The sequence below is a fragment of the Dechloromonas sp. ARDL1 genome (assembly GCF_051122455.1).
Classification (GTDB): Bacteria; Pseudomonadota; Gammaproteobacteria; order Burkholderiales; family Rhodocyclaceae; genus Azonexus.
Genome location: NZ_CP168939.1, coordinates 2,405,287 through 2,430,338 on the forward strand (window position 1 = coordinate 2,405,287; position 25,052 = coordinate 2,430,338).

Annotated in this window: 27 protein-coding genes and 2 pseudogenes; 10 read left to right on the top strand and 19 right to left on the bottom strand. The window is 57.4% G+C overall.

All coding sequences use genetic code 11. The features are described 5' to 3' along the window. Nucleotides 1-21: 21 nt before the first annotated feature. The 12 genes from AB6Q56_RS11795 to AB6Q56_RS11850 all read right to left on the bottom strand — a co-directional run bounded on the left by AB6Q56_RS11795 (nt 22) and on the right by AB6Q56_RS11850 (nt 10,306). On the bottom strand, nt 22-1,212 hold the full coding sequence (locus tag AB6Q56_RS11795) for an O-succinylhomoserine sulfhydrylase (protein WP_434513373.1): 1,191 nt from the start codon (nt 1,210-1,212) through the stop codon (nt 22-24). Next, nucleotides 1,212-2,753 (bottom strand): amidophosphoribosyltransferase, encoded by a 1,542-nt coding sequence (gene purF / locus AB6Q56_RS11800; RefSeq protein WP_434513374.1) that lies wholly within the window; start codon nt 2,751-2,753, stop codon nt 1,212-1,214. The genes AB6Q56_RS11795 and purF overlap by 1 nt, the downstream gene beginning before the upstream one ends. Before the next feature lie 12 nt (nt 2,754-2,765). Next, the gene (locus AB6Q56_RS11805; protein WP_434513375.1) at nt 2,766-3,257 is read right to left on the bottom strand and encodes a CvpA family protein; all 492 of its coding nucleotides are present in this window, start codon (nt 3,255-3,257) and stop codon (nt 2,766-2,768) included. After that, nucleotides 3,254-4,027: an SPOR domain-containing protein gene (locus tag AB6Q56_RS11810; protein ID WP_434513376.1), complete on the bottom strand. Its 774-nt coding sequence runs from the start codon at nt 4,025-4,027 to the stop codon at nt 3,254-3,256. The genes AB6Q56_RS11805 and AB6Q56_RS11810 overlap by 4 nt, the downstream gene beginning before the upstream one ends. A gap of 2 nt (nt 4,028-4,029) precedes the next feature. Beyond that, nucleotides 4,030-5,340, bottom strand: coding sequence for a bifunctional tetrahydrofolate synthase/dihydrofolate synthase (folC, locus tag AB6Q56_RS11815; RefSeq protein WP_434513377.1), 1,311 nt, complete (start codon nt 5,338-5,340; stop codon nt 4,030-4,032). Continuing rightward, the gene (accD, locus tag AB6Q56_RS11820; RefSeq protein WP_434513378.1) at nt 5,337-6,206 is read right to left on the bottom strand and encodes an acetyl-CoA carboxylase, carboxyltransferase subunit beta; all 870 of its coding nucleotides are present in this window, start codon (nt 6,204-6,206) and stop codon (nt 5,337-5,339) included. The genes folC and accD overlap by 4 nt, the downstream gene beginning before the upstream one ends. Next, nucleotides 6,203-7,009 carry a tryptophan synthase subunit alpha gene (gene trpA / locus AB6Q56_RS11825; RefSeq protein WP_434513379.1) on the bottom strand — a complete coding sequence of 269 codons (807 nt, stop codon included), beginning with the start codon at nt 7,007-7,009 and terminating at the stop codon, nt 6,203-6,205. The genes accD and trpA overlap by 4 nt, the downstream gene beginning before the upstream one ends. Continuing rightward, nucleotides 7,009-8,208, bottom strand: coding sequence for a tryptophan synthase subunit beta (gene trpB, locus AB6Q56_RS11830; protein WP_434513380.1), 1,200 nt, complete (start codon nt 8,206-8,208; stop codon nt 7,009-7,011). Before trpB ends, trpA begins: the two co-directional genes overlap by 1 nt. Then, complete coding sequence (locus AB6Q56_RS11835; protein ID WP_434513381.1) at nt 8,195-8,818, bottom strand: phosphoribosylanthranilate isomerase; 624 nt, start codon at nt 8,816-8,818, stop codon at nt 8,195-8,197. The genes trpB and AB6Q56_RS11835 overlap by 14 nt, the downstream gene beginning before the upstream one ends. A 313-nt stretch (nt 8,819-9,131) precedes the next feature. Continuing rightward, nucleotides 9,132-9,560 (bottom strand): DUF1249 domain-containing protein, encoded by a 429-nt coding sequence (locus AB6Q56_RS11840; protein WP_434513382.1) that lies wholly within the window; start codon nt 9,558-9,560, stop codon nt 9,132-9,134. After that, a complete protein-coding gene (locus tag AB6Q56_RS11845) occupies nt 9,557-9,994 on the bottom strand; it encodes a DUF1249 domain-containing protein (protein WP_434513383.1) in 438 nt (145 codons plus the stop codon). The genes AB6Q56_RS11840 and AB6Q56_RS11845 overlap by 4 nt, the downstream gene beginning before the upstream one ends. A 9-nt stretch (nt 9,995-10,003) precedes the next feature. Then, nucleotides 10,004-10,306 (bottom strand): hypothetical protein, encoded by a 303-nt coding sequence (locus AB6Q56_RS11850; protein ID WP_434513384.1) that lies wholly within the window; start codon nt 10,304-10,306, stop codon nt 10,004-10,006. Between the two features lie 208 nt (nt 10,307-10,514). On the opposite strand from AB6Q56_RS11850, the gene AB6Q56_RS11855 reads away from it, so the two are divergent. Both AB6Q56_RS11855 and AB6Q56_RS11860 read left to right on the top strand, forming a co-directional pair. Next, the gene (locus AB6Q56_RS11855; protein ID WP_434513385.1) at nt 10,515-12,656 is read left to right on the top strand and encodes a site-specific DNA-methyltransferase; all 2,142 of its coding nucleotides are present in this window, start codon (nt 10,515-10,517) and stop codon (nt 12,654-12,656) included. Beyond that, nucleotides 12,653-12,850, top strand: coding sequence for a hypothetical protein (locus AB6Q56_RS11860; RefSeq protein ID WP_434513386.1), 198 nt, complete (start codon nt 12,653-12,655; stop codon nt 12,848-12,850). The genes AB6Q56_RS11855 and AB6Q56_RS11860 overlap by 4 nt, the downstream gene beginning before the upstream one ends. 134 nt (nt 12,851-12,984) lie before the next feature. Here AB6Q56_RS11860 and AB6Q56_RS11865 read toward each other — a convergent pair. The 3 genes and pseudogenes from AB6Q56_RS11865 to istA all read right to left on the bottom strand — a co-directional run. Then, a pseudogene (locus AB6Q56_RS11865) lies at nt 12,985-13,824 on the bottom strand (IS3 family transposase); the annotation flags it as partial. 185 nt (nt 13,825-14,009) lie between these two features. Beyond that, nucleotides 14,010-14,810, bottom strand: coding sequence for an IS21-like element helper ATPase IstB (gene istB, locus AB6Q56_RS11870; RefSeq protein ID WP_434517117.1), 801 nt, complete (start codon nt 14,808-14,810; stop codon nt 14,010-14,012). Further along, nucleotides 14,800-16,296, bottom strand: coding sequence for an IS21 family transposase (gene istA / locus AB6Q56_RS11875; protein ID WP_434517118.1), 1,497 nt, complete (start codon nt 16,294-16,296; stop codon nt 14,800-14,802). Before istA ends, istB begins: the two co-directional genes overlap by 11 nt. Nucleotides 16,297-16,425: 129 nt before the next feature. Between istA and AB6Q56_RS11880 the strand changes: the two genes are divergently transcribed. Continuing rightward, nucleotides 16,426-17,046, top strand: coding sequence for an IS1595 family transposase (locus AB6Q56_RS11880; protein WP_434513387.1), 621 nt, complete (start codon nt 16,426-16,428; stop codon nt 17,044-17,046). Nucleotides 17,047-17,062: 16 nt separating this feature from the next. Here AB6Q56_RS11880 and AB6Q56_RS11885 read toward each other — a convergent pair whose 3' ends face one another. Together AB6Q56_RS11885 and AB6Q56_RS11890 are read right to left on the bottom strand one after the other, a co-directional pair. Further along, nucleotides 17,063-17,887 carry a class I SAM-dependent methyltransferase gene (locus AB6Q56_RS11885; RefSeq protein WP_434513388.1) on the bottom strand — a complete coding sequence of 275 codons (825 nt, stop codon included), beginning with the start codon at nt 17,885-17,887 and terminating at the stop codon, nt 17,063-17,065. Nucleotides 17,888-18,147: 260 nt separating this feature from the next. Next, nucleotides 18,148-19,115, bottom strand: a pseudogene (locus tag AB6Q56_RS11890) (IS1595 family transposase). Nucleotides 19,116-19,386: 271 nt separating this feature from the next. On the opposite strand from AB6Q56_RS11890, the gene AB6Q56_RS11895 reads away from it, so the two are divergent. From AB6Q56_RS11895 to AB6Q56_RS11905, 3 genes are read left to right on the top strand one after another with little or no spacing between them, the layout of a single operon-like run. Further along, nucleotides 19,387-19,602: a hypothetical protein gene (locus tag AB6Q56_RS11895; protein WP_434513389.1), complete on the top strand. Its 216-nt coding sequence runs from the start codon at nt 19,387-19,389 to the stop codon at nt 19,600-19,602. Nucleotides 19,603-19,610: 8 nt separating this feature from the next. Next, nucleotides 19,611-20,114, top strand: a complete 504-nt coding sequence (locus AB6Q56_RS11900; protein ID WP_434513390.1) for a hypothetical protein — start codon at nt 19,611-19,613, stop codon at nt 20,112-20,114. Beyond that, nucleotides 20,114-20,512 (top strand): hypothetical protein, encoded by a 399-nt coding sequence (locus AB6Q56_RS11905; protein WP_434513391.1) that lies wholly within the window; start codon nt 20,114-20,116, stop codon nt 20,510-20,512. Before AB6Q56_RS11900 ends, AB6Q56_RS11905 begins: the two co-directional genes overlap by 1 nt. Before the next feature lie 15 nt (nt 20,513-20,527). Here AB6Q56_RS11905 and AB6Q56_RS11910 read toward each other — a convergent pair whose 3' ends face one another. After that, entirely contained in the window at nt 20,528-21,151 is a 624-nt protein-coding gene (locus AB6Q56_RS11910; RefSeq protein WP_434513392.1) for a tyrosine-type recombinase/integrase, read from the bottom strand. Here AB6Q56_RS11910 and AB6Q56_RS11915 point away from each other — a divergent pair. From AB6Q56_RS11915 to AB6Q56_RS11930, 4 genes are all read left to right on the top strand, one after another. Then, complete coding sequence (locus tag AB6Q56_RS11915) at nt 21,150-21,536, top strand: hypothetical protein (protein ID WP_434513393.1); 387 nt, start codon at nt 21,150-21,152, stop codon at nt 21,534-21,536. The two genes, AB6Q56_RS11910 and AB6Q56_RS11915, sit on opposite strands and share 2 nt — an antisense overlap. A 242-nt stretch (nt 21,537-21,778) precedes the next feature. Continuing rightward, nucleotides 21,779-22,351, top strand: coding sequence for a hypothetical protein (locus AB6Q56_RS11920; protein ID WP_434513394.1), 573 nt, complete (start codon nt 21,779-21,781; stop codon nt 22,349-22,351). 17 nt (nt 22,352-22,368) lie between these two features. Continuing rightward, complete coding sequence (locus AB6Q56_RS11925; RefSeq protein ID WP_434513395.1) at nt 22,369-22,536, top strand: hypothetical protein; 168 nt, start codon at nt 22,369-22,371, stop codon at nt 22,534-22,536. Continuing rightward, entirely contained in the window at nt 22,533-22,700 is a 168-nt protein-coding gene (locus AB6Q56_RS11930) for a ribbon-helix-helix domain-containing protein (protein WP_434513396.1), read from the top strand. Before AB6Q56_RS11925 ends, AB6Q56_RS11930 begins: the two co-directional genes overlap by 4 nt. Nucleotides 22,701-22,783: 83 nt before the next feature. On the opposite strand, the gene AB6Q56_RS11935 is transcribed toward AB6Q56_RS11930, so the two are convergent. Beyond that, nucleotides 22,784-25,018 carry a DEAD/DEAH box helicase gene (locus AB6Q56_RS11935; RefSeq protein ID WP_434513397.1) on the bottom strand — a complete coding sequence of 745 codons (2,235 nt, stop codon included), beginning with the start codon at nt 25,016-25,018 and terminating at the stop codon, nt 22,784-22,786. Between the last annotated feature and the right edge of the window lie 34 nt (nt 25,019-25,052).

Sequence of the window (25,052 nt, forward strand, 5' to 3'; positions counted from 1 at the left end):
AAGCCGGGCGCCGCGCAAGAATCAGATCAGTGAGAAGCCGCGCTCGAGGTCGGCTTGCAGGTCTTCCACCGCTTCGAGACCGACCGCGATGCGCAGCAGGCCTTCGTTGATGCCGGCCGCAGCCCGTGCTTCCGGGGAGATGCGACCGTGCGTAGTGGAGGCGGGATGGGTGATGGTGGTCTTGGTATCGCCGAGATTGGCGGTGATGGACAACAAGCGGCAATGGTCGACGACGGCCCACGCCTGTTCGCGTCCGCCTTTGACCTCGAAGGAGACGATGCCGCCGCCGTTCTTCTGCTGCGCCTTTGCCAGTTCGTGTTGCGGATGCGACGGCAGGCCGGGATAGAAAACGCGCGCCACTTTCGGGTGTGCTTCCAGCCAGGCGGCCAGCCGGGCGGCGTTGGCGGCCTGCGCCTCGACGCGCAGCTTGAGGGTTTCCAGCCCCTTGAGCAGCACCCAGGCATTGAAGGCCGACAGGGTCGGGCCGGCGGTGCGCAGGTACTTGAAGACTTCCTCGGTCAGCCTCTTCGGGCCGCACACGGCGCCGCCCAGCACGCGGCCCTGGCCATCGATGTACTTGGTCGCGGAATGGATGACCAGGTCGGCGCCCATTTCCAGTGGCTTTTGCAGGATGGGCGTGCAGAAGCAGTTGTCGACGGCAACCAGGATGCCCTTGGCGTGGGCGATGGCAGCCAGGGTGCGGATGTCGGCGATTTCAGTCAGTGGGTTGGACGGCGTTTCCAGGAAAAACAGCTTGGTTTCCGGGCGAATCGCCGCTTCCCAGGCCGCTGGATCGGTATGCGACACGAAGGTGGTCGTGATGCCGGTACGCGACAGGATGTTGTTGAACAGCTGCACCGTGGCGCCGAACAGGCTGTTCGAGGCCACGATATGGTCGCCCTGCTTGAGGTGCGCCAGCACGGTAGCCATGATGGCCGACATGCCGCTGGCCGTGGCCACGCAATCTTCGGCGCCTTCGAGGGCAGCAAGACGCTCCTCGAACATGGTGACGGTCGGGTTGGAGAAACGGGCGTAGACATTGCCCTCCTCCTCACCGGAGAAGCGCCTGGCAGCCTGGGCCGCGCTCTCGAAGACGAAGCTGGAAGTCAGGTACAGCGCCTCGGCATGCTCGCCGAACTGGCTGCGCTCCTGACCGGCACGCACCGAGAGTGTTTCCGGACGATAGCCCGACGCGGCGTCGAACTTGGCCATTATTCCTGCCCGCCGTTGGTCAGACCAAGCACCATCTGCTCGGACGAGCGGCTATCGCCGTCATCGTCGCCACTCTTGGCCGGCTTGCCGCCGCGCTTGCCTTCGACGGCATCAAGGTAGTAGCTGTCGATGTCGCCGGTGATATAGCAACCGTCGAAGCAGGAGGCATCGAATACCGTCAGATCGGAACGCAGGCTGGTAATCGATTGCTTCAGCGCTTCGATATCCTGATAGACCAGCGCATCGGCACCGATCTCGGCAGCGATCTGGGCATCGGTGCGGCCGGTGGCAATCAGCTCGGCACGCGTTGGCATGTCGATGCCGTACACGTTCGGGAAACGCACAGGCGGCGCCGCCGAGGCGAAATAGACCTTGACCGCGCCAGCGGCACGCGCCATTTCGACGATCTCGTGGCTGGTCGTGCCACGCACGATGGAGTCATCAACCAGCAACACGCGCTTGCCCTTGAACTCCTGGCCGACGGTATTCAGTTTCTGGCGTACCGACTTCTTGCGCATGGCCTGGCCCGGCATGATGAAGGTGCGACCGACGTAGCGATTCTTGACGAAGCCTTCGCGGAACGGGATACCCAGCACCTGCGCCAATTGCATGGCGGACGGACGGCTGGAATCGGGAATCGGGATGACGACGTCGATTTCCTCGACCGGAATCTGCTTCTTGACCTTCTCGGCCAGCAGTTCGCCCATGGCCAAGCGCGCCTCGTAAACCGAAACACCGTCGATCACGGTATCCGGACGGGCCAGATAGACGTATTCGAAGATGCACGGGGCGTACATCGGCTGCTGTGCGCATTGGCGGGCATGCAGTTGGTGGTTCAGGTCGATGAAGACGGCCTCGCCCGGCTCGATGTCACGCACCATCTGGAAGCCCAGGGTATCGAGGGCGACCGACTCGGATGAAACCAGGTATTCCATGCCTTGCGGCGTTTCGTTCTGGCCATAGATCAGTGGGCGAATACCATGCGGGTCGCGGAAGGCGAGCAATCCGTAGCCGGCGATCAGCACGACCACCGCGTAGGCGCCGCGGCAGCGGCGATGCACGCCGGCCACGGCCTGGAAGATGCTGTCGACGTCCAGCTCGTAGCCATGCGCCGCCGATTGCAGTTCGTGGGCCAGCACGTTGAGCAGGACTTCGGAGTCGGAGTTGGTGTTGATGTGCCGGCGATCCATCCGGAACATTTCTTCCTTCAACTGCTCGGCGTTGGTCAGGTTACCGTTATGGCCCAGGACGAGACCGAACGGCGAATTGACGTAGAACGGTTGCGCTTCGGCGAAGTTATAAGCCGAACCTGCGGTCGGGTAGCGGACATGGCCGATACCCCAGTTGCCCGGCAAGGCGCGCATGTTGCGGGTGCGGAAGACGTCGCGCACCAACCCCGGCCCCTTGTGCAGGTGGAAAGTATTGCCTTCCGCCGTTGCAATCCCCGCCGCATCCTGGCCGCGGTGCTGGAGCACCATCAGGCCATCGTAAAGCAACTGGTTGACCGGCGTTGTCGCCATTACACCGAGAATCCCGCACATATCTTTTCCTGCCTAGCTAAATCGAATTCGTTTTGCCAAATCGTCCGGCAACCAGGACCTGGTTGCCAGTACGGCTGTTTCCAGAGGCGCCGACAAGCTTGCCTGCCGCCACCATGATTGGGTCGGCGCCGAGGTCATCCCGCCAAGACCCACCAACACCATGCACACCAGCACACCCCGCGCCAGACCGAAGAGCATGCCCAGAATGCGATCCGACACGGACAGCCCCAAAGCCTTGACCATGCTGCCGACCAACATTCTGAAGAGCGCCATGACAACCAGCACCCCAACAAAAATCACCACACACCCGGCCAGCGTCCGTAGCGCCGGATCAGACAAGCCGCCAAATACCGCGATGCCGAGCGTCGCGCCGAATTCCACCGCCGCGACAATCGCCAGGATCCAGGCAAGCAGCGCGATGATTTCGCCAACCACGCCCCGCCATAGACCAAAGATCAAGGAGATGCCGACGATGCCGATGGCAACGTAGTCGAATCCGGTCATGGCTTGGCCGAAACGACTCCGGAAACACCGATGCGATGCATCTTCTCCAAGGCCTTCTCGGCCGCTTCACGATTCGGGAAGGGCCCGGCGCGAACGCGGGTTTTCCTGCCCTGCGGCGTGTCCAGCGGCTCGCTGAAGGTCTTGATCCCTTGCTCCGACAGCTTGTCCTTCAGGTTTTTGACATTGGCTTCGTTGGAAAATGCCCCAATCAGCACCAGATATTCTCCGCCTTTCACCGCCGGCTTGCTGTCGGCAGCCTTGGCATCGGCCGACTGGCCGGCCAGGATGGCGGCGGCGCGCTTGGCATCATCCGCCTTGGGCTTGTCGAGCGGCTTGTCGGTTGGCTTGGCCACCGGCTTTTCTGGGGTTTTCTCCGGTTTCGGAGTCGGCTTGTCGGCCGGCTTCTCCGGCCCCTTCACATCCTTGACCACCTCCAGCACGCGTACGGTCGGCTTGGTAGCGGGCTCAACGGGCTGCTTGGCCTCGGGTGCGGCCGGCACAACCACGGGGGCCTTGTTGGAGGGCATGACAACGGGGGGCTCGGGTGCCTTTTCCGGTGCCTTTTCAACCGGTGCGACGGCAAACTTGGGCGCGAAGGGCTTTTCATCCTGCCCCGGGATGCGAATCTCCACATCCTGCACCGCCTGACGCGGCTCATGATCCATGACCATGGGCAAGACCATGGCCACGACCGAAACGAAGAAAATCGCACCGACCAGACGTCGGCGGGCGCGTTTCTTGAGGTGCAGCTGTGCGTCGTTGTCGTCCATGATCAGGCTTTTTTCCCGAGCGCCTCAAGCGCACCGGCTACCGTGTGGAAGGAACCAAAGGCCAGAATTCTATCACTTTCAGAGGCTTGCCCCTTGGCTGCCTGCATTGCTTCCTGCGCTGACGGATGACAGCAAATCTCGCCTCCCAGGCCCGAGGAAACAATGATGTCGGCTAATTTGTCAGCTGGTGTGCCGCGCACTCCGCCAAGGGTCGCGACATGCCAAACATCGATCTTGCCCTTGAGCGGCGCCAACGCCCCGGCGATATCCTTGTCGCTCAACATGCCGACCACGGCCAGCGTGCGATCGAAGAAACCCATGCCCGACAGGTTATCGGCCAACACCTTGACGGCCTGCGGGTTATGGCCCACGTCGAGCACGATCGCCGGTTTGCCCGGAACAACCTGGAAACGGCCGGACAACTCGGTCTCGATCAGGCCCGGACGGATAGCCTGCATGGTCACCGGCAACTTGTCGGAAATGACCTCCAGTGCCGCCAGCACGACGGCGGCATTGAATAGCTGCGTCGGCCCGCGTAATCCTGGATAGGCTAGGGCCCGCTTGATCAGTTGCCCGTTGGAGCGGCACCACCAGCGCCACTGCAGGCGATTCTCGTTGCTATCCGCCGCCGGGCGCTCGAAACCGAAATCGCGTCCGATCAGCCGCAGATCGGCACCGACCGCCGCCGCATGATCAAGCAGGCGCTGCGGCGGATTCGGATCGGCACACAGGGCGGGCTTAGCGGCGCGGAAAATACCGGCCTTTTCGAATCCGATCGACTCGCGATCCGGCCCCAGCCAGTCGGTATGGTCGAGCGCAATGGAGGTGACGATGGAGACGTCCGGCTCATAGGCGTTCACGGCATCCAGCCGCCCACCGAGCCCGACCTCGAGAATAGCCGCCTCGACCTTGGCTTCGGCAAACACCTCCCAGGCCGCCAGCGTACCGAATTCGAAATAGGTCAGGGCAACCCCGCCGGCCTTCTGGCGTGCCGCCTCGACCCGCTCAAAGGCCGCACAGAGGGCGGCATCGCTGGCCGGTTGGCCGTTGAGACGAACGCGTTCGTTGTAGGCCATCAGGTGGGGGGAGGTATAGCAGCCCACACGATAGCCGGCACGGTCGATGATGTTGGCGAGATAGGCGCAGGTCGACCCCTTGCCGTTGGTGCCACCGACGATGATCACCGGGCAGTGCTGAACCTGCCCGAGCGCTTCCTTGACGAGGCGGATACGATCCAGCCCCAGTTCGATGCCGGCCTGCCCCCGGGGGTGCAGGCCTTCGAGATGCTGCAACCAGCCTTCTAGAGTTTTCAAGCGGCGGCCGGCAGTTTTTGCAAAAGCGCGAGCACGCGGGCGACCTGGTCGCGCATGTCACGGCGGTCGACGATCATGTCGATGGCACCCTTTTCGAGGATGAACTCGGAACGCTGGAATCCTTCCGGCAGCTTCTCGCGTACGGTCTGCTCGATGACGCGCGGGCCGGCAAAGCCGATCAGGGCCTTGGGCTCGGCAATCACCACGTCACCGACGAAGGCGAAGGAAGCCGAGACGCCACCCATGGTCGGGTCGGTCAGGATGGAGATGAAGGGCAGGCCCGCTTCCGACAATTTGGTCAATGCTGCGGTCGTCTTGGCCATCTGCATCAGCGAGAACAGGCCTTCCTGCATGCGGGCACCGCCGGACGCGGTGATGCAGATGAAGGGCATTTTTTGCTCGACGGCATTCTGCACGCCGCGCACGAAGCGCTCGCCGAGTACCGAGCCCATCGAACCGCCCATGAAGTCGAATTCGAAAGCGGCAGCAACGACCGGCATGGTCTTGATGGCGCCCTGGATCACCACCAGGGAGTCGCTCTCGCCGGTCGCCTCATTGGCTTCCATCAGGCGATCCGGGTATTTCTTGGAGTCCTTGAACTTCAGGCTGTCCACCGGCACGACTTCGGCACCGATCTCGAAACGGCCTTCCGCATCGAGCAGCAAGTCGAGACGCTGACGGGAATTCACACGATTGTGATGGCCGCACTTGGGACAAACCTGCATGTTGTTTTCGAGGTCGGTCGCATAAAGCACAGCCTCGCAGGACGGGCACTTGCTCCACAGGCCTTCCGGCAGGTTGCCGCGGCGCTGTGCACCCTGTTCACGCTTGATCTTCGGGGGCAGCAGTTTGGTTAGCCAGCTCATTGTTTCACCTCATCCACACCACGACGAATATCCGAGACCAGTGCCTTCACATTGGCACAGGCTGACTCCGCCGTCGATTTTTCAATTTCTTCGATAATCCGGCTGCCGACCACGACAGCGTCGGCAAAGCGGGCAATGCGCGACGCCGTCGCGGCATCGCGGATGCCGAAACCGACACCGACCGGCAGGCCGGTCTTTTCGCGAATAGCCGGCAGGCGCTCGGCCACTGCATCGACATTCAGCGCGCCAGAACCGGTCACCCCGGCCAAGGACACGTAATAGACATAGCCGCTGGCAATCGTCGCCACCTGGGCAATGCGCTCCGGGCTGGAGGTCGGCGCAATTAGGAAGATCGGATCAAGGCCGTGCGCCTTCATCGCTGCGCCAAAGGTTTCGGCTTCCTCGGGCGGGTAATCGACCACCAACACACCATCGACGCCCGATTGCGCGGCCTTCTCGGCAAAACGCTCAAGGCCCATGGCTTCGATCGGGTTCGCGTAGCCCATCAGCACCACCGGCGTCTTGTCGTCGACCGTGCGGAAGGTGGTGACCAGTTGCAGCACCTTCCGCAGTGTCATGCCACGCGCCAGGGCGCGTTCGGAAGCGCGTTGGATGGTCGGGCCATCGGCCATCGGGTCGGAGAACGGAACGCCCAGCTCGATGACATCGGCGCCGGCTTCTACCAGGGCATGCATCAGTGGCACGGTCAGGTCGGCATTGGGGTCGCCCGCCGTGATGAACGGGATCAGCGCCTTGCGGCCCTCGCCATTCAGGCGTTCGAAAGCTTTTTGGATGCGCGACATCAGAATACGATCCCGGATTTCTCGGCCACGGTATGCATGTCCTTGTCACCCCGGCCGGAGAGGTTGACCAGCAGAATCTTGTCCTTGCCCATCGTCGGCGCAAGCTTGGCGGCGTAGGCCAGCGCATGGCTCGACTCGAGCGCCGGAATGATGCCTTCCAGGCGGCACAGGTTGTGGAATGCTTCCAGTGCCTCGGCATCGGTGATCGGCTGATATTCGGCGCGACCGATGTCCTTCAACCAGGCGTGTTCAGGGCCGACGCCCGGGTAATCGAGGCCGGCGGACACCGAGTGCGTCTCGATGATCTGGCCGTCCTCGTCCTGCAACAGGTAGGTGCGGTTGCCATGCAACACTCCCGGCACGCCGGCAGTCAGCGAGGCGGCATGCAGGCCGGTCTCGATGCCGGAGCCGGCCGCCTCGACGCCGATCAGGCGCACGCCCTCGACATCGATGTAGGGATAGAAAATGCCCATTGCGTTGGAGCCACCACCGACGGCGGCGATCACCGCATCCGGCTGGCGTCCGGCCATTTCCGGCATCTGCGTCAGGCACTCCTCGCCAATGATCTTCTGGAAATCGCGGACCAGCATGGGGTATGGGTGCGGTCCAGCGACCGTGCCGATGATGTAGAAGGTGTTGTGGATGTTGGTGACCCAGTCGCGCATCGCTTCATTCAGCGCATCCTTCAGGGTCTTCGAGCCGGATTCGACCGGCACCACGGTGGCGCCGAGCAGCTTCATGCGATAGACGTTGGCGGCCTGACGCTTGACGTCCTCGCTGCCCATATAGACAACACATTCCATACCGTAGCGGGCGGCGACCGTAGCCGTTGCGACGCCGTGCTGGCCGGCACCCGTTTCGGCGATGACGCGCGGCTTGCCCATACGCCTAGCCAGGATGGCCTGGCCGATGCAGTTGTTCACCTTGTGGGCACCGGTATGGTTCAGGTCTTCACGCTTCAGATAGATCTGCGCACCGCCGAGCAGGTCGGACCAGCGTTTGGCGTGATAGATCGGCGACGGACGGCCGACGAAATGCTTCAGCTCGTATTCGTATTCGGCGCGGAAGGCCGGATCGGCCTGCGCAGCAGCATAGGCTGCCTTCAGCTCATCGAGCGCACCGAACAGCGTCTCGGCGACGAAGACACCACCGTAGGGACCGAAATGGCCCTTGGCGTCGGGGAAGTTATATTGACTCATCGGCTTTCCGTACAGCCGCCACGAAGGCAGCGATTTTTGCGTGATCCTTGATGCCCTTGCTCATTTCCACCCCCGACGACACATCAACGGCCACCGGCCGCACGCGCCGGATAGCATCACCGACGTTGTCCGCGTTCAACCCGCCGGAGAGCACCAGATAACCTGGCAAGCCGGGCGGAATCAGCTTCCAATCGAAGACGTGGCCACCGCCACCATAGCCTTCGACGAAGGCATCGAGCAGCAAACCCCGGGCTTCGGGAAACGAGCGGGCGAATTCTACCAGATCGAGGCCCGGCCTCACTCGTGCCGCCCGCAGCCAAGGTCTTGAAAACTGGCGGCAATAAGCCGCGTCCTCATCGCCATGGAACTGCAGCAGGTTGATCGGCAAACTCTCGCAGGCCGCCTGCACGACCGCCGGCGCCTCGTTGACGAAGAGACCGACGACATCGACGAAGGGCGGAATCCGCCTGGCCAGTTCGGCTGCCCGTTGCGGCGTCACATAGCGCGGACTGGGCGGGTAGAGAACAAAACCGATGGCATCGGCCCCCGCCGCCACGGCCGCATCGACATCGGCTTCACGGGTCAGGCCGCAAATCTTGATTCGTGTCACAGTAAAACATCAATCCGTAAAGTTAAGGGCTTGTCACCCAAGCACACTGCCAATTGAATCCGAGCCATACTTAACCTACTGATTTTGTTTTGTCGGTCAGCATTATATCCCGCAGAGCAGATACTATCGGGCAGCCCTCCTTGCCTACGAGGTCGAACCATACCCCCTGCAACGCGGACACTTGTTGATCGGCTGGTTGTCGTCCTTACCGTTCCCTTTGCGGCAATTCCGGCTTGAACACCATTGCCAGCCACATTCCTTGCAGCGATACGCAGTTAGGCCACACGCACAGCGATAGCCCATAGTTTTCTCCTCATTTCCGTAGCAAGTGTCCCTGCTCAGCCAACGCCTCAAGCCACTTTTCGAGAAAGGCATTGCAGTGCAGGTAGTGGCGACGGTCAGCCTGACCGTCCGGGCCTGAATACACGTCGTCGTAGGACCACATGTCCTGATAGGTCAGCGCCTCGGCCATTTCCCAGTCGCGATAGACGCCAATCTCCATGTCAGGATCGGCAATCATGTCGCCTGAGTCGTGCTTCCAGTAGTGGCTCAAGGCGATACGTCGGTAGCCCTTGGCCGCAATCAGTACATCGAGGTTGAGATCCATATACCCATCAACCCGCGACTTAGCGTACTCACTGATTTCCCAAAGATCAGGGACAACGATCAGCAGCTTTTGATAAATTCGCTTGGCCCAAGCCCGATTGGCCTCCAGCGACAAGACCTTATCGCCGGGCTTCATGCAGCCACCCGCTGCAATCGTTCCTCGTTGAGCAGCGAATCCAACCAGCGCTCAAGGAAGGCGTTTATGGTGCGATGGACGTTGGCATCGACTGGCCCATCTTTAACCGGATAGGCCTCATTGAAGCTGAACATGTCGGAGTACATCACTGCCTCGGCCATTTCCCAATCGGGGTACAGAGCGATGACGATGCGCGGATCGGAAATCGGCTCGCCATCTGAATCAGTCCAGCTGTGATACAACTGGACGTAACGGCAACCTTCCGTGGATTGCATGACCTCAAGGCAGATGGGCGCGAAATAACCCTCAGCCTTGAAGTGAATGGGCTGCTCGAAGGTCAGCAGATCGGGAGCGAGGCGCATCAGCTTGAAGTAGATGCGCGTTGCCCATTCCATGTTTTCCGCTGTTGCCAGTGGGTGCAGTTTGGGTGCCATAGTGGCCACCTATGCCTGTGCGACCTTCACCTTCATGAGCTTATCGAGCAGATCATTGGCTTGGCTCGACGGGTTGGCAACAAGCAGTGCGATACGGCGAAGCATCAGCTTGGTACGACGCTGGCCCATGCGTTGCAGTTGGCGAAGGTCATCCACATTGACCGGATGATTGGTCTCGAAGGCCGCTTTGACGGATTCGTTGAGGCGCTTGATGGTTGCTTCAGCATTGGCGAATTCAGCATCGACTTCCGCGATGCTCATCTTGCCAATCGGTTGTTGCTCCTGCTGCTTGGTATCTTGCTTGTCAGACATTTCGACGATCTCCTATCGGTTGAACCGACGCAGCAATATGCCAAATCGGTAAATAGATAGTAAATCGCCGGTTTTACGGTGTACACGTCGATGCGATTTTCAACCAGCTGGGTTAACATTGAATGTTCGCCGACGACATAAGTCTTCGGTTTTTTAGCCCGTCAGCCTGGCATCGGGAAACAACAGCAAATACTGGCGGAGAGACGTAATGAGCCCTGAACAACGAAATCGCCTCATCGAGATTCTGGCTTCCGGCGAAGAGCTTTCGCCGGAGTGGTCGCGCATCCTGTTCCCGCCCGAGAAACGGGAATACGAGCTGGTCTATCACGGCAAGGATCGCGAAGAAGACATCATCGCCAACACGTTAGCGGTACCCTTGCAGCCGGTGCGCACCTTCAACAAAAACGGTGTGGCGTGGCACAACAAACTGATTTTCGGTGACAACCTGCAAGCAATGAAACGCCTGCTAGAAATGAAGCGCGCTGGGGAGCTATGCAATGCCGATGGCACATCAGGCGTGCGTCTGGTGTACATCGATCCACCGTTTTCCTCACGGCAAGAGTTTCGTGGAAGCAAAGACGAGAAGGCTTACCAAGACAAAATTGCCGGTGCGCAGTTCATCGAATTTTTGCGCCGGCGTTTGGTTCTGTTGCGTGAACTCTTAGCCGACGACGGGGCGATCTATGTGCACCTCGATCAACGCAAAGCCCACTATGCGAAAGTATTGTTGGACGAAATTTTTGGCGAACAAAACTTCATCAACGAAATCGTCTGGAAACGACTCAGCGCCCACAATGATGCGCAGAAATATGGGCCTATCCATGACTCGATATTCTTCTATTCGCGCAGCAGTGAATACGTCTGGAATGAACAATACGGGGAAGCGTCTCAGGAATACATCGACCAATTTTTCGACTCTGTCGACGCGAAAACTGGTCGCCGATATGCGCGCGGCGACTTGACTGCACGGGGAACGCGACGCGGTGAAACTGTGCAGCCGTGGCGAGGCATCGACCCCAACGAAAAGGGAAACCATTGGAAGGTGAGACCATCAGAGTTGGACAAACTCGATGCCGCCGGAAAAATTCATTGGCCGGCAAAGGAAGGAGGGATGCCACGCCTAAAGAGGTTTGCTGACGAGCTTCAAGGCGTTCAACTTCAAGACATTTGGCTCGACATAAAGCTGATGCACAACCTTTCAGTTGAAAGGACTGGCTACCCAACGCAGAAACCGGAAGAGCTTCTTGCTCGTGTCATTCAGGCATCGTCCAATCCTGGAGACATTGTTCTTGATGCTTTCGGAGGATCAGGAACAACCTGCGCCGTCGCCGAAAAACTCGGCCGCCGTTGGATCGGTATCGACTGCGGCAAGCTGTCCATCTACACGATTCAAAAGCGCCTACTCAATCTCAAGGCCGACATTGGCAACAAGGGGGCACCACACAAGGCCAAGCCCTTCACACTCTACAACGCCGGCTTGTACGACTTTGCTCGCCTAAAGGATTTGTCATGGGACGACTGGCGACGCTTCGCGCTAACCTTGTTCGGCTGTCAGGATGAACCACATCGCATCGGCGGCATCCCATTCGACGGCACGCTGAAATCATGCCCCGTTCAGGTGTTCGACCATCGTACGCAGGCGGGCAAGACGGTCGGCGAAGACACGTTGCGCTCAATTCATGAAGCGGCAGGATCGAAGATCGGCACGCGCATGTTCATCATTGCCCCAGCAATGGCCTTCGACTTTCAGCAGGACTACGTGCAGATTGGCGAGGTGCGTTATTACGCGCTGCGCGTACCGTACTCGATCATTCACGAACTGCACCAGCGCGATTTCCTCGCGCTAAAACAGCCCACCGACGAGATGGCGGTTAACGACACTGTGGATGCCGTCGGTTTTGATTTCATCAAAACGCCGGAACTCGATTATGCGGTCGGACGGGGCAATCCGGAAGGCGAATTGCTGGAAGAGGCGTTTATCCGCATCGATACTTTCTACAGTGATGCCGCTGTGCGTGAGCCGATGCAGAAGCGCGGTAACCGCGAAACGCTGTCGATGGTGATGCTGGACTACGACTACGACGCCGAGGCCGATGTATTCGACCTCGACGAGGTGTTTTACGCAGGAACGATTGAAGCCGCCGGCTGGGAAGTCCGCTTTCCCGCCAACCGGCTGGGGGCGCAGGTGATGGCGGTCTTTCTCGACATCTACGGCAACGAGGCGCGGGTGGTGATTCCGTCCGCTGACTTCGGCCCGGCCAGCCCAACCAAGGCGACACGCGCCAAAGCCGCCACAAAGAAAGCCACGACCAAGGCCACTGCAGCTAAACCGAAGAGCAAGAAAGCATGAACGCCGCCGCACGCCGCACCAACGATAGCCGTACTTTCCGCAACGAGGATCTTGTCCTGACGGTCAAGCCACACGACCCAGCAAAGTGGGATGAATCCCGTTATGAGGCATTTCTTGATGCGCTGTGTGGGCATCGAAACTACCAGAAAGAAGCAATTCGCACTGTTTTGAGCTACTGGCTGGGTGGCCGCTAAGAGCAGGACCCGGCTGTTTGGACAGATTTTCGACGGTGATAAGTGGAGCCCTGCGGGTGTAGCGTTATCCACGGTGACGGTTGCCGAAGGTCCGTTCAGACCGTAGGCGGCCGGCGCGGTGGGTAACGCGGGTTTCATGCGGCGAGGGGTTCCTGCGGCAAGCCGGCGAAGTAAATCATGTCCGGTGTCTTGCCGGCAAATGCCTGATGAGGCCGCCGGCTGTTGTAGAACGTGATGAACTGCCCCAGGCTCGCCTTGGCGTGGGATACGGACTCATAGGCTTTGAGATACACCTCGTCGTACTTGATGGTCCGCCAGAGGCGCTCGACGAAGACGTTATCACGCCAGCAACCCTTGCCGTCCATGCTGATACGAATGCCGTTCGCTTTGAGCTGCCCGGTGAATTCGCTGCTGGTGAACTGGCTGCCCTGGTCGGTGTTGAAGATTTCCGGCGTGCCGTAACGCGTTATCGCTTCCTGCAATGCCTCGAGGCAGAAGTCGGTGGTCAGCGTGTTCGATAAACGCCAGGCCAGAACCCGGCGACTGTACCAATCAACGATGGCGACCAGATAGACGAAGCCTCGGCGCATCGGGATGTAGGTGATGTCGGTCGCCCACACGTGATTGGGCCGCTCGATGCTCAGGTTGCGCAGCAGGTAGGGATAAATCGGGTGGGCCGCATGCCGACGACTGGTGTTCGGCTTGCGATACAAGGCTTCGATGCCCATCTGCCGCATCAGCCGGCGGATCCGCTTGCGGCCGACGGGCTGCCCCTCATTTCTGAGCAGGTCGCGCAGCATCCGGCTTCCGGCGAATGGGAACTCCAGATGCAATTCGTCCATCCGGCGCATCAGCGCCAATTCCTCGGTTGAGGTCGGTTTCGGCGTGTAGTAGGCCGTCGACCGTGCCAACGCCAGAATCTGGCATTGCCGGACCACTGGCAGGTCGTGATTGCGGTCAATCATCTTCTTGCGTGTCGGCGCGCGTTTAAATTTGACCACCTGTGCGCGTTGAATTTTGACCAGGTGTGATAGCCACCTGACATAGGTGGGCTTGTGGATAAGTGTAGCTCAGAACAACTGATTTCCGAGCCACGACGAATGCGTTGGGAAAGCCGTGGAGGACGGAGTCCGGAACGGATTTCCCAACGCGGCCTCGATCAGAACGGATCTGCTTCGGGTGGATTTCCCCGCTTGCTCTGCTCCCGCGCCTTGATCCTCGACTTGGCCGTTGCCGTGCTGTGCCGGAAGCGAAACGACTCATTCCCGGTCTCGACGATATGGCAGTGATGCGTCAGCCGGTCGAGCAAGGCAGTGGTCATCTTGGCATCGCCAAAGACGCTCGGCCATTCGGCGAAGGTCAGATTGGTCGTGATCATCACACTGGTGTGCTCGTAGAGTTTCGACAGCAAGTGGAACAGCAAGGCGCCACCGGCCTGACTGAACGGCAAATAGCCCAACTCATCGAGGATGACCAGATCCATGCGCAGCAGCCCCAAGGCAATCCGCCCGGCTTTGCCAGCAGCCTTCTCCTGTTCCAGCGCATTGACCAGATCAACCGTCGAGAAGAAACGCACCCGCTTGCTGTGATGGGTAATGCCCGAGACACCCAGCGCCGTCGCGAGGTGGGTCTTGCCAGTGCCCGTGCCACCAATGAACACGACGTTCTGGGCTTCCTCGGCAAAGGAGAGGTCGGCCAGTTGCCGGATCAGCTTCTGATCCACCTTCGATTGTTCGAAGTCGAATCCGGCCAGATCACGATGTACCGGGAAGCGGGCCGCATGCATCTGATAGCCAATCGAACGCATCACTCGATCAGTATGCTCGGCTTGCAGTAGATGTTCGATCAGCCAACGTGAGGCTTCGACACGGCTGCTACCGTTGGCTGTCAGCTCCTCCCAGGCACCGGCCATGCCGTGCAAACGCAGTTCCTTGAACTCGCTCATCAGCTCACGCATGATCAGTCACCTCGGTACGCAAGCGGTCATAGCGGCCGGTATCGGCAATCGGTACTTCGCTGAGGGTGAGTGGCGTTTCCACCGGTGGCGGCATGGGACCCGACTTCAGGCGGTTGAGCATGTTCTCGATGTGCTCGGCACTGGGTAGGCCGGACTCCAGCACCAGATCGACGGCAACCAGCACCGCTTCCAGATCAAACTGCGAAATTGCCGATAGCACTTTGGCCATCACCCGATCACCACCTTCCCGGCGCAGGAGCAAGCTGCGTAATCGTTGCAATGGCTCCGGCATGTCGGCAAACGGCGCGCCATTTCTCAAGGCCCCTGGCTTGCGTTCGATCAGCGGGATGTAGTGCTGCCAGTCGTAGAGGGTTTGCTGCCGACTGAAGTTGCGGGGATGACTGGCCACCCGAGTATCGTGCGCCACAATGTCGATCCGTTCCGGATAAAGACGCAGGCTGACGGCTTGGCCCACCAGTTCGCACGGTACCGAGTAGCGGTTGCGATCCAGCGTCACCAGGCAGGTGCTCGATACCTTGCCCAAGGTTTCGACGTAGCCATCGAAGGATGCGACCATCGGCATCAGGCTCGGTTGTTCGTGTTCGAGCATCTCGGCCACTGTCAGGTCAGCGTACTCGGGATGACGCAATTCCTGCCACAGCCCCCGGCAGCGCTCGAGCAGCCAGACGTTCAGTTCGGTGAATGAACTGAATCGCTCCTTGCCGGCATCCTGCCAGAGACGGAGCCGACTATCCTGGACGTTCTTCTCGACGACGCCTTTCTCCCAGCCGCTGGCGACATTGCAGAAATCCGGATCAAACAGGTAGTGGGAGGCCATCGCCGAGAAGCGCGAATTGACGATGCGGGATTTGCCTTTCTGCACCTTATCCACGGCCGTCTTCATATTGTCGTAGATGCCGCGCCGGGGAATGCCACCCAGCGCCGCAAACGAGCGGGTATGGGCATCGAACAGCATCTCGTGACCTTGCGTCGGATAGGCTTGAACGACAAAGGCCCGACTGGCGCAGAGTTTCAGATGTGAGGCGAGAATCTTGCGCCAGACCCCGCCAATGACCAGATGCTCTTCGCTCCAGTCGAACTGGAAGGCTTCGCCCAACTCGAAGTGGAGCGGAACGAAGGCTTTACTGACGGCTGCACCGCCATCGGCCCGCCAGCGCCGGATGAATTCGGTGACCCGGCAGTAGGTACCGGTGAATCCGGCGGCCTGCAATTCGCCAAACAGTTTCAGTGCTGTGCGCCGATCCCGTTTCGGACGGCGGGCATCCGCCTCCAGTGCCTTGATCAGGCGCGCCGCATACGGGGCAATCTTGATGTTCGGGTTCTGCCGTTCGTACTTCGGCTCCGCCCCTTCCGGTGTCCGTAACCAACGTTTGACGGTGTTCCGGCTATACCCCGTCTTCCGCGAAATCTCGGACAGCGATAGGCCATCCCGATAAAACAACCGCCGAATCCTTCCCAGATCCTTCATGGTGATCATCTCCTAAAATCCTGCTCAAAAAATGAGCGGACGAGTTAATCACCCTGGTCAATTTTCAGCGCGCACACCCCCACTTTTCTGGTCAGTTTTCAACGAGCGTCAACAGCTTACGAGGTGGAGGTGTGCCGCGATACGGCCTTCAGGTGGCGCCATCGCTTTCTCACCAACGTCCAAGCCCACCAGCCGGCGGGTGTGACCGGGATACTGGAGGTTGATGAGACCTATTTCCGTGAGTCCCAGAAGGGCTCAAGGACGCTCACGCGGCCGGCGCGTAAGCGGGGTGGTAAAGCCAAGGGCAAAGGCCGATTCAGCAAGGATTGGGTTCCTGTACTGGTTGGTAGGGCGCGAGGGCAGCCACAGACTGTGGATAGGGTGTTGGCGAAGGTTAACGGCGCCGAAGTGACTGACGCGTTGAAGGCGGCTGTTGTACCCGGCGAGACGGTAGTTTGCACCGACGGGCACTCGGCCTTCCTCCACCTTCAACGAACGCTCGGGGTGCAGACCAAGAGCTTTACGGCCAGCTACGCCTGTCCGGGTCTCGACAAGGTCTATCACGTCCAGTCGGCTAACAACTACCACGAGCGCTTGAAGACGTGGATACAGCGCCGACTGCGCGGAGTGGCTACGAAGTATCTACCGAACTACCTGGCTTGGATGCGTTTGATGGCTTGGAACAAGGACGGCGTGAACTCTGATGAAATCGTGGCTTCCGCCCTGGGGAGGCAGGTTATCAACCTCTAATCAGGACAGAGCCCATTTATCGCATAGCACCAGCTTTGCTTACTACAATCCACATATTGTCACTTGTAGGCAAATGGTCAGCAAATGAAAACTTTTTAATACTAAGCCCCGCGTCTTTGCACATTCTTAATAAGCTGGAAGGCGTGAAATAATTTACATGGTCTGGCAATCTATATCCGCACCACTGTTCACCACGAATAACCCTGTTAAGTGATGAATAATTTGGAACTTTAATTATGCAATGACCATCAGGCTTTAAAGTACGACTAACTTCTGTTAGTAACAGCTTTGGCTCAATCTCATGCTCTAAAAAAGCACTAAGTATGACGCCAGTAAAATAGTTATCTGAAAACTTACCTAGGCCACTCAGTGCAGAATCATGAACAACGAAGCCACCACGTGGCATAACTTTTTCATTAGCACTTGACGCTAAAACACGTGATATTTCGATTCCGTGAGGCGTATATAACTTGTCAAGGCCAACAAGCACCCCCCCCCCCGCACAACCTATATCCACCACGTTACCCTCAGTAAAATAAGCTTTGATAAGCTTAGAAAGCTTGTCTCGTTTCAACCAGCGCCTGCGAAATTGCTTTAGCCTCTTACTTATTGATTGCTTAACAGGCTCTTCAGTAAAGCGCCTAATCTTCTCAGTAGCTGATGTCTTTTCCCAAGCAAACTCATCAACTAGTCGCTCGTAGTTTGGCGCGTCTTCAAGATATACAAATTCACAGTTACTGCATTTCTTAATCGGCCAGTCTGTATCCTGAAATATCATGGACGGAATAGAATTATTATCTCTACCACAAGCTGGACATGCTCGATGTACTACCTGAGCCATAAATTACCCCCCCATAATGCGCTAACAAAATATTCCGGAAACTACTAGGCGAACTTGCACAACTCAACTATAGCAGATATAGTGCAACGTGATCAACAACTACTGGGATTAGAATTATGGTCACGGAAAAGAAAACTACTACTGGCACAAAAAAACCCCGCGCTCCACGCAAAGTTATTAACCCGGCAATCAAATAGCCTGCAATGCTGCATATTGGACAGCTGAATGATTGGCTCTGTCCTGATTAGGCTCTGTCCTGATTAGAGGTTGATAACCTGCCTCCCCAGGGCGGAAGCCACGATTTCATCAGAGTTCACGCCGTCCTTGTTCCAAGCCATCAAACGCATCCAAGCCAGGTAGTTCGGTAGATACTTCGTAGCCACTCCGCGCAGTCGGCGCTGTATCCACGTCTTCAAGCGCTCGTGGTAGTTGTTAGCCGACTGGACGTGATAGACCTTGTCGAGACCCGGACAGGCGTAGCTGGCCGTAAAGCTCTTGGTCTGCACCCCGAGCGTTCGTTGAAGGTGGAGGAAGGCCGAGTGCCCGTCGGTGCAAACTACCGTCTCGCCGGGTAGAACAGCCGCCTTCAACGCGTCAGTCACTTCGGCGCCGTTAACCTTCGCCAACACCCTATCCACAGTCTGTGGCTGCCCTCGCGCCCTACCAACCAGTACAGGAACCCAATCCTTGCTGAATCGGCCTTTGCCCTTGGCTTTACCACCCCGCTTACGCGCCGGCCGCGTGAGCGTCCTTGAGCCCTTCTGGGACTCACGGAAATAGGTCTCATCAACCTCCAGTATCCCGGTCACACCCGCCGGCTGGTGGGCTTGGACGTTGGTGAGAAAGCGATGGCGCCACCTGAAGGCCGTATCGCGGCACACCTCCACCTCGTAAGCGGCCTGGCGGACCGTCATCCCTTGCCGCATGCACTCGGCGTACTGGATGAACTTCTCCTTGTGCTTGAGGCGGGAGAGCGGCGTTCCAGTTGCTGCGTTGGAGGTCTTCTTGCAGTCCCGGCACATGACCCGCTGCAAGCCGTTGCGGGTGCCATTGCGGACGACGTGCAGGCTACCGCAGTGGCGGCAAGCCAAGGGGCCGGAGGACTCGATTGCGCGGATGCTGCTGCGTTCCGCTTGAGTGGTCGATAGGCCGCTCGAAGCTGCTCCATCTGGTCAGCCGTGAGGCCCTTCAGGGACTCCACCAGCTTGGCGAATTGGGCTTTGCGCATCTCCATCCTCCCCCACTCAGTCCGGAGGATAGTAACACTATCAACCTCTAATCAGAACAGCGCCGCTTCTGTTCAGCTAACCCAACCGGTTTTGCCATTTGCTGAATGGTCTGAATACAGTTCGATCTTTAAAAATTTGGTGATTGTAGGAAAGCCCGTGAGGGTTTGTGCGCCTTTCTCGTCCATATCCGCCTGAAAACGGTATGGGCGACCCGACCCTTAATCGAGGGTCGTCCGCCAATGCGGATAATTCGATACGAAAGGCAATATCATGAGTAATAAAAGTCAAAGCGCACAGACCCAAATTGATTTGGATTCATTGGCAATCGATATGCTATCTCTCAAAGTGACTCAAGACGCCTCGGGGGTGCTGAATGTCAACGTGAACTGCCACGACCACGACTTTGATGCCAATGCGCTCTCTGATCTGTTCGAAATAGTGCTGGAAACGGTTTGTAGTATTGCAGAACCGGTCACGTTGCAATGAGGTGTGCGATGAACGATAAACTGAATTCGCTAGCCAATGCACTGGTAGGCATGCAGACCGATGGGAATGTTTTCACGCATGAATTTTTGCCGACCGCTCAAATCGATCTGGTCGAAAAATTAAATCGCGCCGCATTGCATCATCAATATCCGGCGACTATTCAAGACAATCAGTCGTCTCGGTTTTCGGTGGTTTCTACAGATCTGTACGGGGAATATATGGCCTTCCGAAATTTTCGACCAGAAGGCCAAGGCTATGCTTATTGTGATTGGCTGCTATGGCGGTTGGCCGTTTTATATCAGGAAGCCTCCGGCGAAGAATATCTGATGGTTGTGATGGATCAAGTGTTGGCGGTCGAGGGGCAATTGTCGGTTTTATACGGCATTGATACCAGCCCAAATTCGCCGCTGTGGGATGTCATTAACCTGATGTATCTGCCACCGTCCGATAAACATAACTGCATCGCGAAGGAGGTCGTATTTCTCTCCTTCAACCAAGCGGAGGTCGCATAATGGCTATCGCTGAACAGAACGACAAGGAAATTCATCGTCTGTTGCAGGAGATGATTGCGCCTCATTCTGGACCTTGGCTTACCCCGGGCAATGACCTGTGGGAACAGCTAATGGCGCGTCGGGCTGAAACAGGGGAAATCCCTACCACGCTTTGGATGGTTGTCGATCTCTCTACCCTGCAAGGCTATATTGAAGCGGAGCCAGCTATTCGTATGCGAAATGGCGTGATGCATTACGCACCTCATGAACTCGAATATTTGCTCGATTACGTCATGGTCGGAATCAATCTGCTCTTCGATAGCCTGTCCTCGCATCAGTTAACACAGAATGAGGTGTGCGCCCTCAAGCGTCGCATCCTCGGAAATTTCAAGGTGTATGACCACCTCTCGTCGGGCTAAGCATCAAGCAGAGAGTTAGTGGGTTGGTGAAAGGCCAATCGCTACTTCGCCGCAAATCCGCTTGAGGCGTACAGGGTTGTTCTCCACGTATCGTGCGGTCATGGCGACTGAAGCATGACCCATGAGCGTGGAGACTGCCTTGATATCCACGCCTCGCTCGATCAGGCCGGTGGCAAATGTCCGTCGGCCTGAATGGCTGGAGGCCCCGTTTATCCCTGCTGCCTCGTACAACCGGGCAAATAGCTGTTGCAGGGTGTTGGGGCTGAAAGCGCCGCCTTTTTGCGATTTGAGCAGGGCAGAATCGGGATTGAACAGAATACCCTCGACTTCCTTCCGCTCTGCCAAGTATCGGGCCAGCGATTTCCTGACTGCTGGCTGGGTCAAATAGACCAGACGAACCTTGCCGCCCTTGGTTGCCTTGCGGCCCAGTAGCAATTCGTCGCGCAGATCGCCATTGGGCAGCATCACATCGCGAACTTTCAAGGCGGCCATCTCCTTGGCCCGAAGCCCAAGGCCGAACGAGAGGTAGATCATGGCCTCATTGCGTAGGCCGTTTTTGCCATTCCTGGCGACAGCGATCAGGCGTTTGATGAGGGCTTCATCGAGGACTGCGGCGCGGCGTTCAAGCGGATGATTCATGGCAAAATTTCAAAAATGCATGACAAGTGCAATTTTAAAACATGGCCGTGACCGTGGAAACGACGCTCAAACCAGTTTGGTTACGGGGATTGGCAATGTTTACCTATTGCCATTTGTAAACATTTCGAACGGGTTTGCCTGTGATGCCTATTCCTCTTGCGCGGCTTTGGGGCCAAACACCATGTACAGTCCGAAAAGTAACCCCATGACGCCAAAGAACTTGGCAAAAGAGGAGTATGTATTCTCTATACCAAAGGCGAAATTCATCAGCAGAGCGAACAATAACCCGCCGACAGCGCCTGCAACAGTAAAACCAGCTAAAACGACAAATTTTCGCATCATGACACCAGAGTTTTCCATCATCTTTCCTGAGGTTGTGGCTTGATTTTAAGCCGTTTGATTTAGTTATTCGTTCCAGAGGCCGCAAGGTGTGCTTGCGAATGACGCAGTCGGCTCGTTTTCCGTTTCCTGTCGCTTCCTGCCCTCCAATGACAAAATCGTAAGCCGAGATGGGCTGTCTTGCAACTGTGCTAAGCGGAATGCAATAAATAAAAGGTAATACAGAATTTCCGGTGAGCGTGACTCGCCGCTGGGATGGTATTGCCCGTCGCTTCGCTGCAGTTCCTGATGGCCTTGAGCAAGAGCCATATTGCATTGTTCTGTTCAGGATCAGGGAGAAAGAGCGAAGCGGAACAAGAACAAGAAGAACAGGAGCGAACAATGCCCAGCCATATCCTACTACCCCATCTCAACCAGTTCCTTCGGGATCAGCAGTTCACTCTGCACATCACCGCCAATTTCAATCGCCCTACGACCTATGCGGCAGGCAGGGACAAGATCAAAACTTGGGCCTCCTTCGTTGATCGCAAACTGCATGGGCGCCTTTACTACCGGAAGCCGATAGAGCAGCGCTTGTTTTTCGTTGCCCTCCCTGAGTTTGGCGTATGTGCTGACAACCTGCATTTTCACCTGTTGGCCAAGGTGCCTGACGAGTCGATGATCGGGTTCCGGCAGGTGGCAGAGGCGAATTGGCTATCGCTGGTGAAATATGGAAGTTTGCATGTGCAGGAAATTGTTGCTTCCGAAGGTGATCAGCAGCGAGTGGTTAGTTACGACCTGAAGGAAGTAGGGCGAGGCGAAAACTACGCGAACTGGTTTTTTTCGACCGAATTTGCCCCGCTGATCTCGAACAATCAATAACAACAAAGGAGATAAAAATGAAAATTGCCGATTTAACCCCAGAGATGGCGCACAGCGCCTTCGAGGAGTTTTTCGATGCCTGGCTATCGACATGGGCTGCTGCTCGTCAGCTACAGGATACCCCTCGAACCAGCTATACCTACTTCAAGGGATATGTGACCAATGATGGGGAGGGCGAGCAATGATGCAGATCGTAAGCTGTCGAATGCCCACCGACCTCATCGAAGACCTGAGCGAGATTGCACATCAGGAGGGATTTCCACGCAGCCAATTGATCAGGCAGATGCTTCGAGCGTACGTGGAATACCTTCGGATTCATGAAACGGAGGCGAATGATGATGCGGATTGAATCATCTGGGGCATGATATTACTTAGGCAACGTGTGCGAGCATCGTTGCGGAGACTGGTTTTGTGCTGCTTTAGTCTGGACGCTTAGCTGGGCGAAGCTTTCGTTCCCGCGTTAATCATTGCCACATCTAATTCAGATCGGAACGCGACAAGCGTCCCCTCGCGCAATTTCTGAAAAAATGCATTGAAATCGCGCGGCGCTACCATGTTGAACTGGTAGCGCTCGGCAAGTCCTCCCTTTGCCAGCCAGGCGTTCAGTCGGTCAAAGTGCGCGCTGGCGTATTCGTGCTTTTTCACGTTTTCAGGCGAGGGGTCGGTTATCTCGCCGTCGTCCTTGATTTCCGTAACGAAAACCTGCCCGCCGCACTTGATGAGAAAGTCCGGGCTGAATTCGCCTCGCTTCGGGTGCTCGCCCTTCTTCCAGGCGTATTCCAGCGTGTAGAAATTCATGGCAGCGTTTTTCAGCCAAGCGTCGATGTGCTGCGAATTCATCCGCTTTGTTAGTTCGCGGATGAATTTTCGTTCCGGCGTCGCGTCGGCAATCGTCAGATTCATCGGGGTTTTGAAATCCGCCGGGTTGTCTACCTCTACCCGGCCACTGATAAACTCCCCATCAGGATCGGCAACTTCTGCGAAAAATTCTTGCTGCTCGTCGGGCAGCGTCGCCTTGCAGCCGTCAGTGTAGAAAATCGACTTGGAACCCCGGCGCAATTCTGCTGCACTACAGCTATCCGATTGCCGCGTTGCGGTGTTGAACGACTTCAATGCTTGAGGCGAGAGCACATAAACTACTCGCTTCGAGCCTTTGCGGTGCAGCGGCCCAATGGCCTGCAAGAACTTCTGTCGGTTGTCGTCGGTAATGCGCTCGTCGGTAATACCCGCCTGTTGCAGCGACTCGGCGACGATGGCGGCACATTTCTCGCGCGGGAAACGCTTGGCGTAGTTGGTGCGGTCTGCCGGATCGCTGGAATCAGCGGATTCCTGATCAATGCTTTTTAATCGCTGGTAGAGCTGTTCGGCAACCTCATCGCTAGAAAAGGTCTTCTGCTGCAATGTTCCGGCGAACTTGGAGTGCTTACCGGTCAGTGCGTCCTCGAATTCCACCGTCACGGCCTGGTCTATAACCTGCGACGGTAACACCACGTAACCCTTCTCAAATATCTGATACTCGCCGCTTTGCGCGTAGTCGGTGACTTCTTCCTCCCGGGTGTAATCCAGATTTTGCAGCTCGAAATGATAGGGCGACGCCGCCAGTGGAGATGAGGTCAGCCGACGCTCAATTTCCAGAATTTCATTGACCAGATGCTTGATGCGGCCGGACCACGAATCATGGTTGAACACCGTCACCACCGGGTCATCACCAGTCCAGGCGTCGGGCTTCCTCAGGCCGCGCCCCAGCACTTGCGCAATCAGCAGCTTGCTATTGAAGGCGCGTTCCTCATGCGGAACGATCTGGAATACGTTCTTCACGTCCCAGCCTTCCGAAAGCATCGACACCGAAACAATCCATTCCACCTTGCTGGCCGGGCTATCCACTCCGCGCAACAAGGCGACGTTTACCTGATGCTCTTTCGCTGACGTCACCACCAATACCTTGGCGCGTGCCTCTTCGGGTTTGATTTTTTCCCATGCTGCCAGCCAGTCGGTCAGTTCCTCGGCAACTTGTTTGCAGGCGGCAATCTTTTGAGTCACTACGATGGTTAGCGGACGAATTCCTCGGCTCTTCAGTTTCTTTTTCCAATCCGCGTGCCTTTGCCAAATCAGTTGCCAGCGATCTTCCTGCCCATGTGTGACGGGCATTTCTGCCACGTATTCCACCTTCTTGACGAAACGCTCTTCAATCGCCTGCCGCAGCGAATAACGAAACAGTACGTCAGAAAAATACTCGTCGCCAACGTAGCAAGTGCCGGACACACCGAGTACATGACGAAAGCCGTAGTCAGGCGAACGCAGAAATTCTTTCCACTTGCCGACTGTTTGGCCGGTCTCGTTGGCGACATGGTGTGCTTCATCGTTCAGGACGGCGACACGCTCACCTTTCCCTTTCAGGCTGTCGCGAATGGAAGAATTCACATGCTCAAGAATCGCGTGATAGTTCTCCACACACAAGGCGCCATCCACGATGGTTTCGGAGGCGTTAATTACGCGCGGGGTTGTGATGCGCGCGCCCGGTGGCAGGGCGTCGCGCAAGTCGGCATTCGTTGCCAGTTCCTTGAACTTGCCAAGCAGGCCCGCTTCGATGGTGTTGGAAGGGCAGAGCACCAGCACCCGGTCCACTATACCTTCGGCCAACAGAATGGCGGCAATGCCATAAAGCACAAAGCAGAGGTGGCCCCGCGCAGTTGGACAGAAA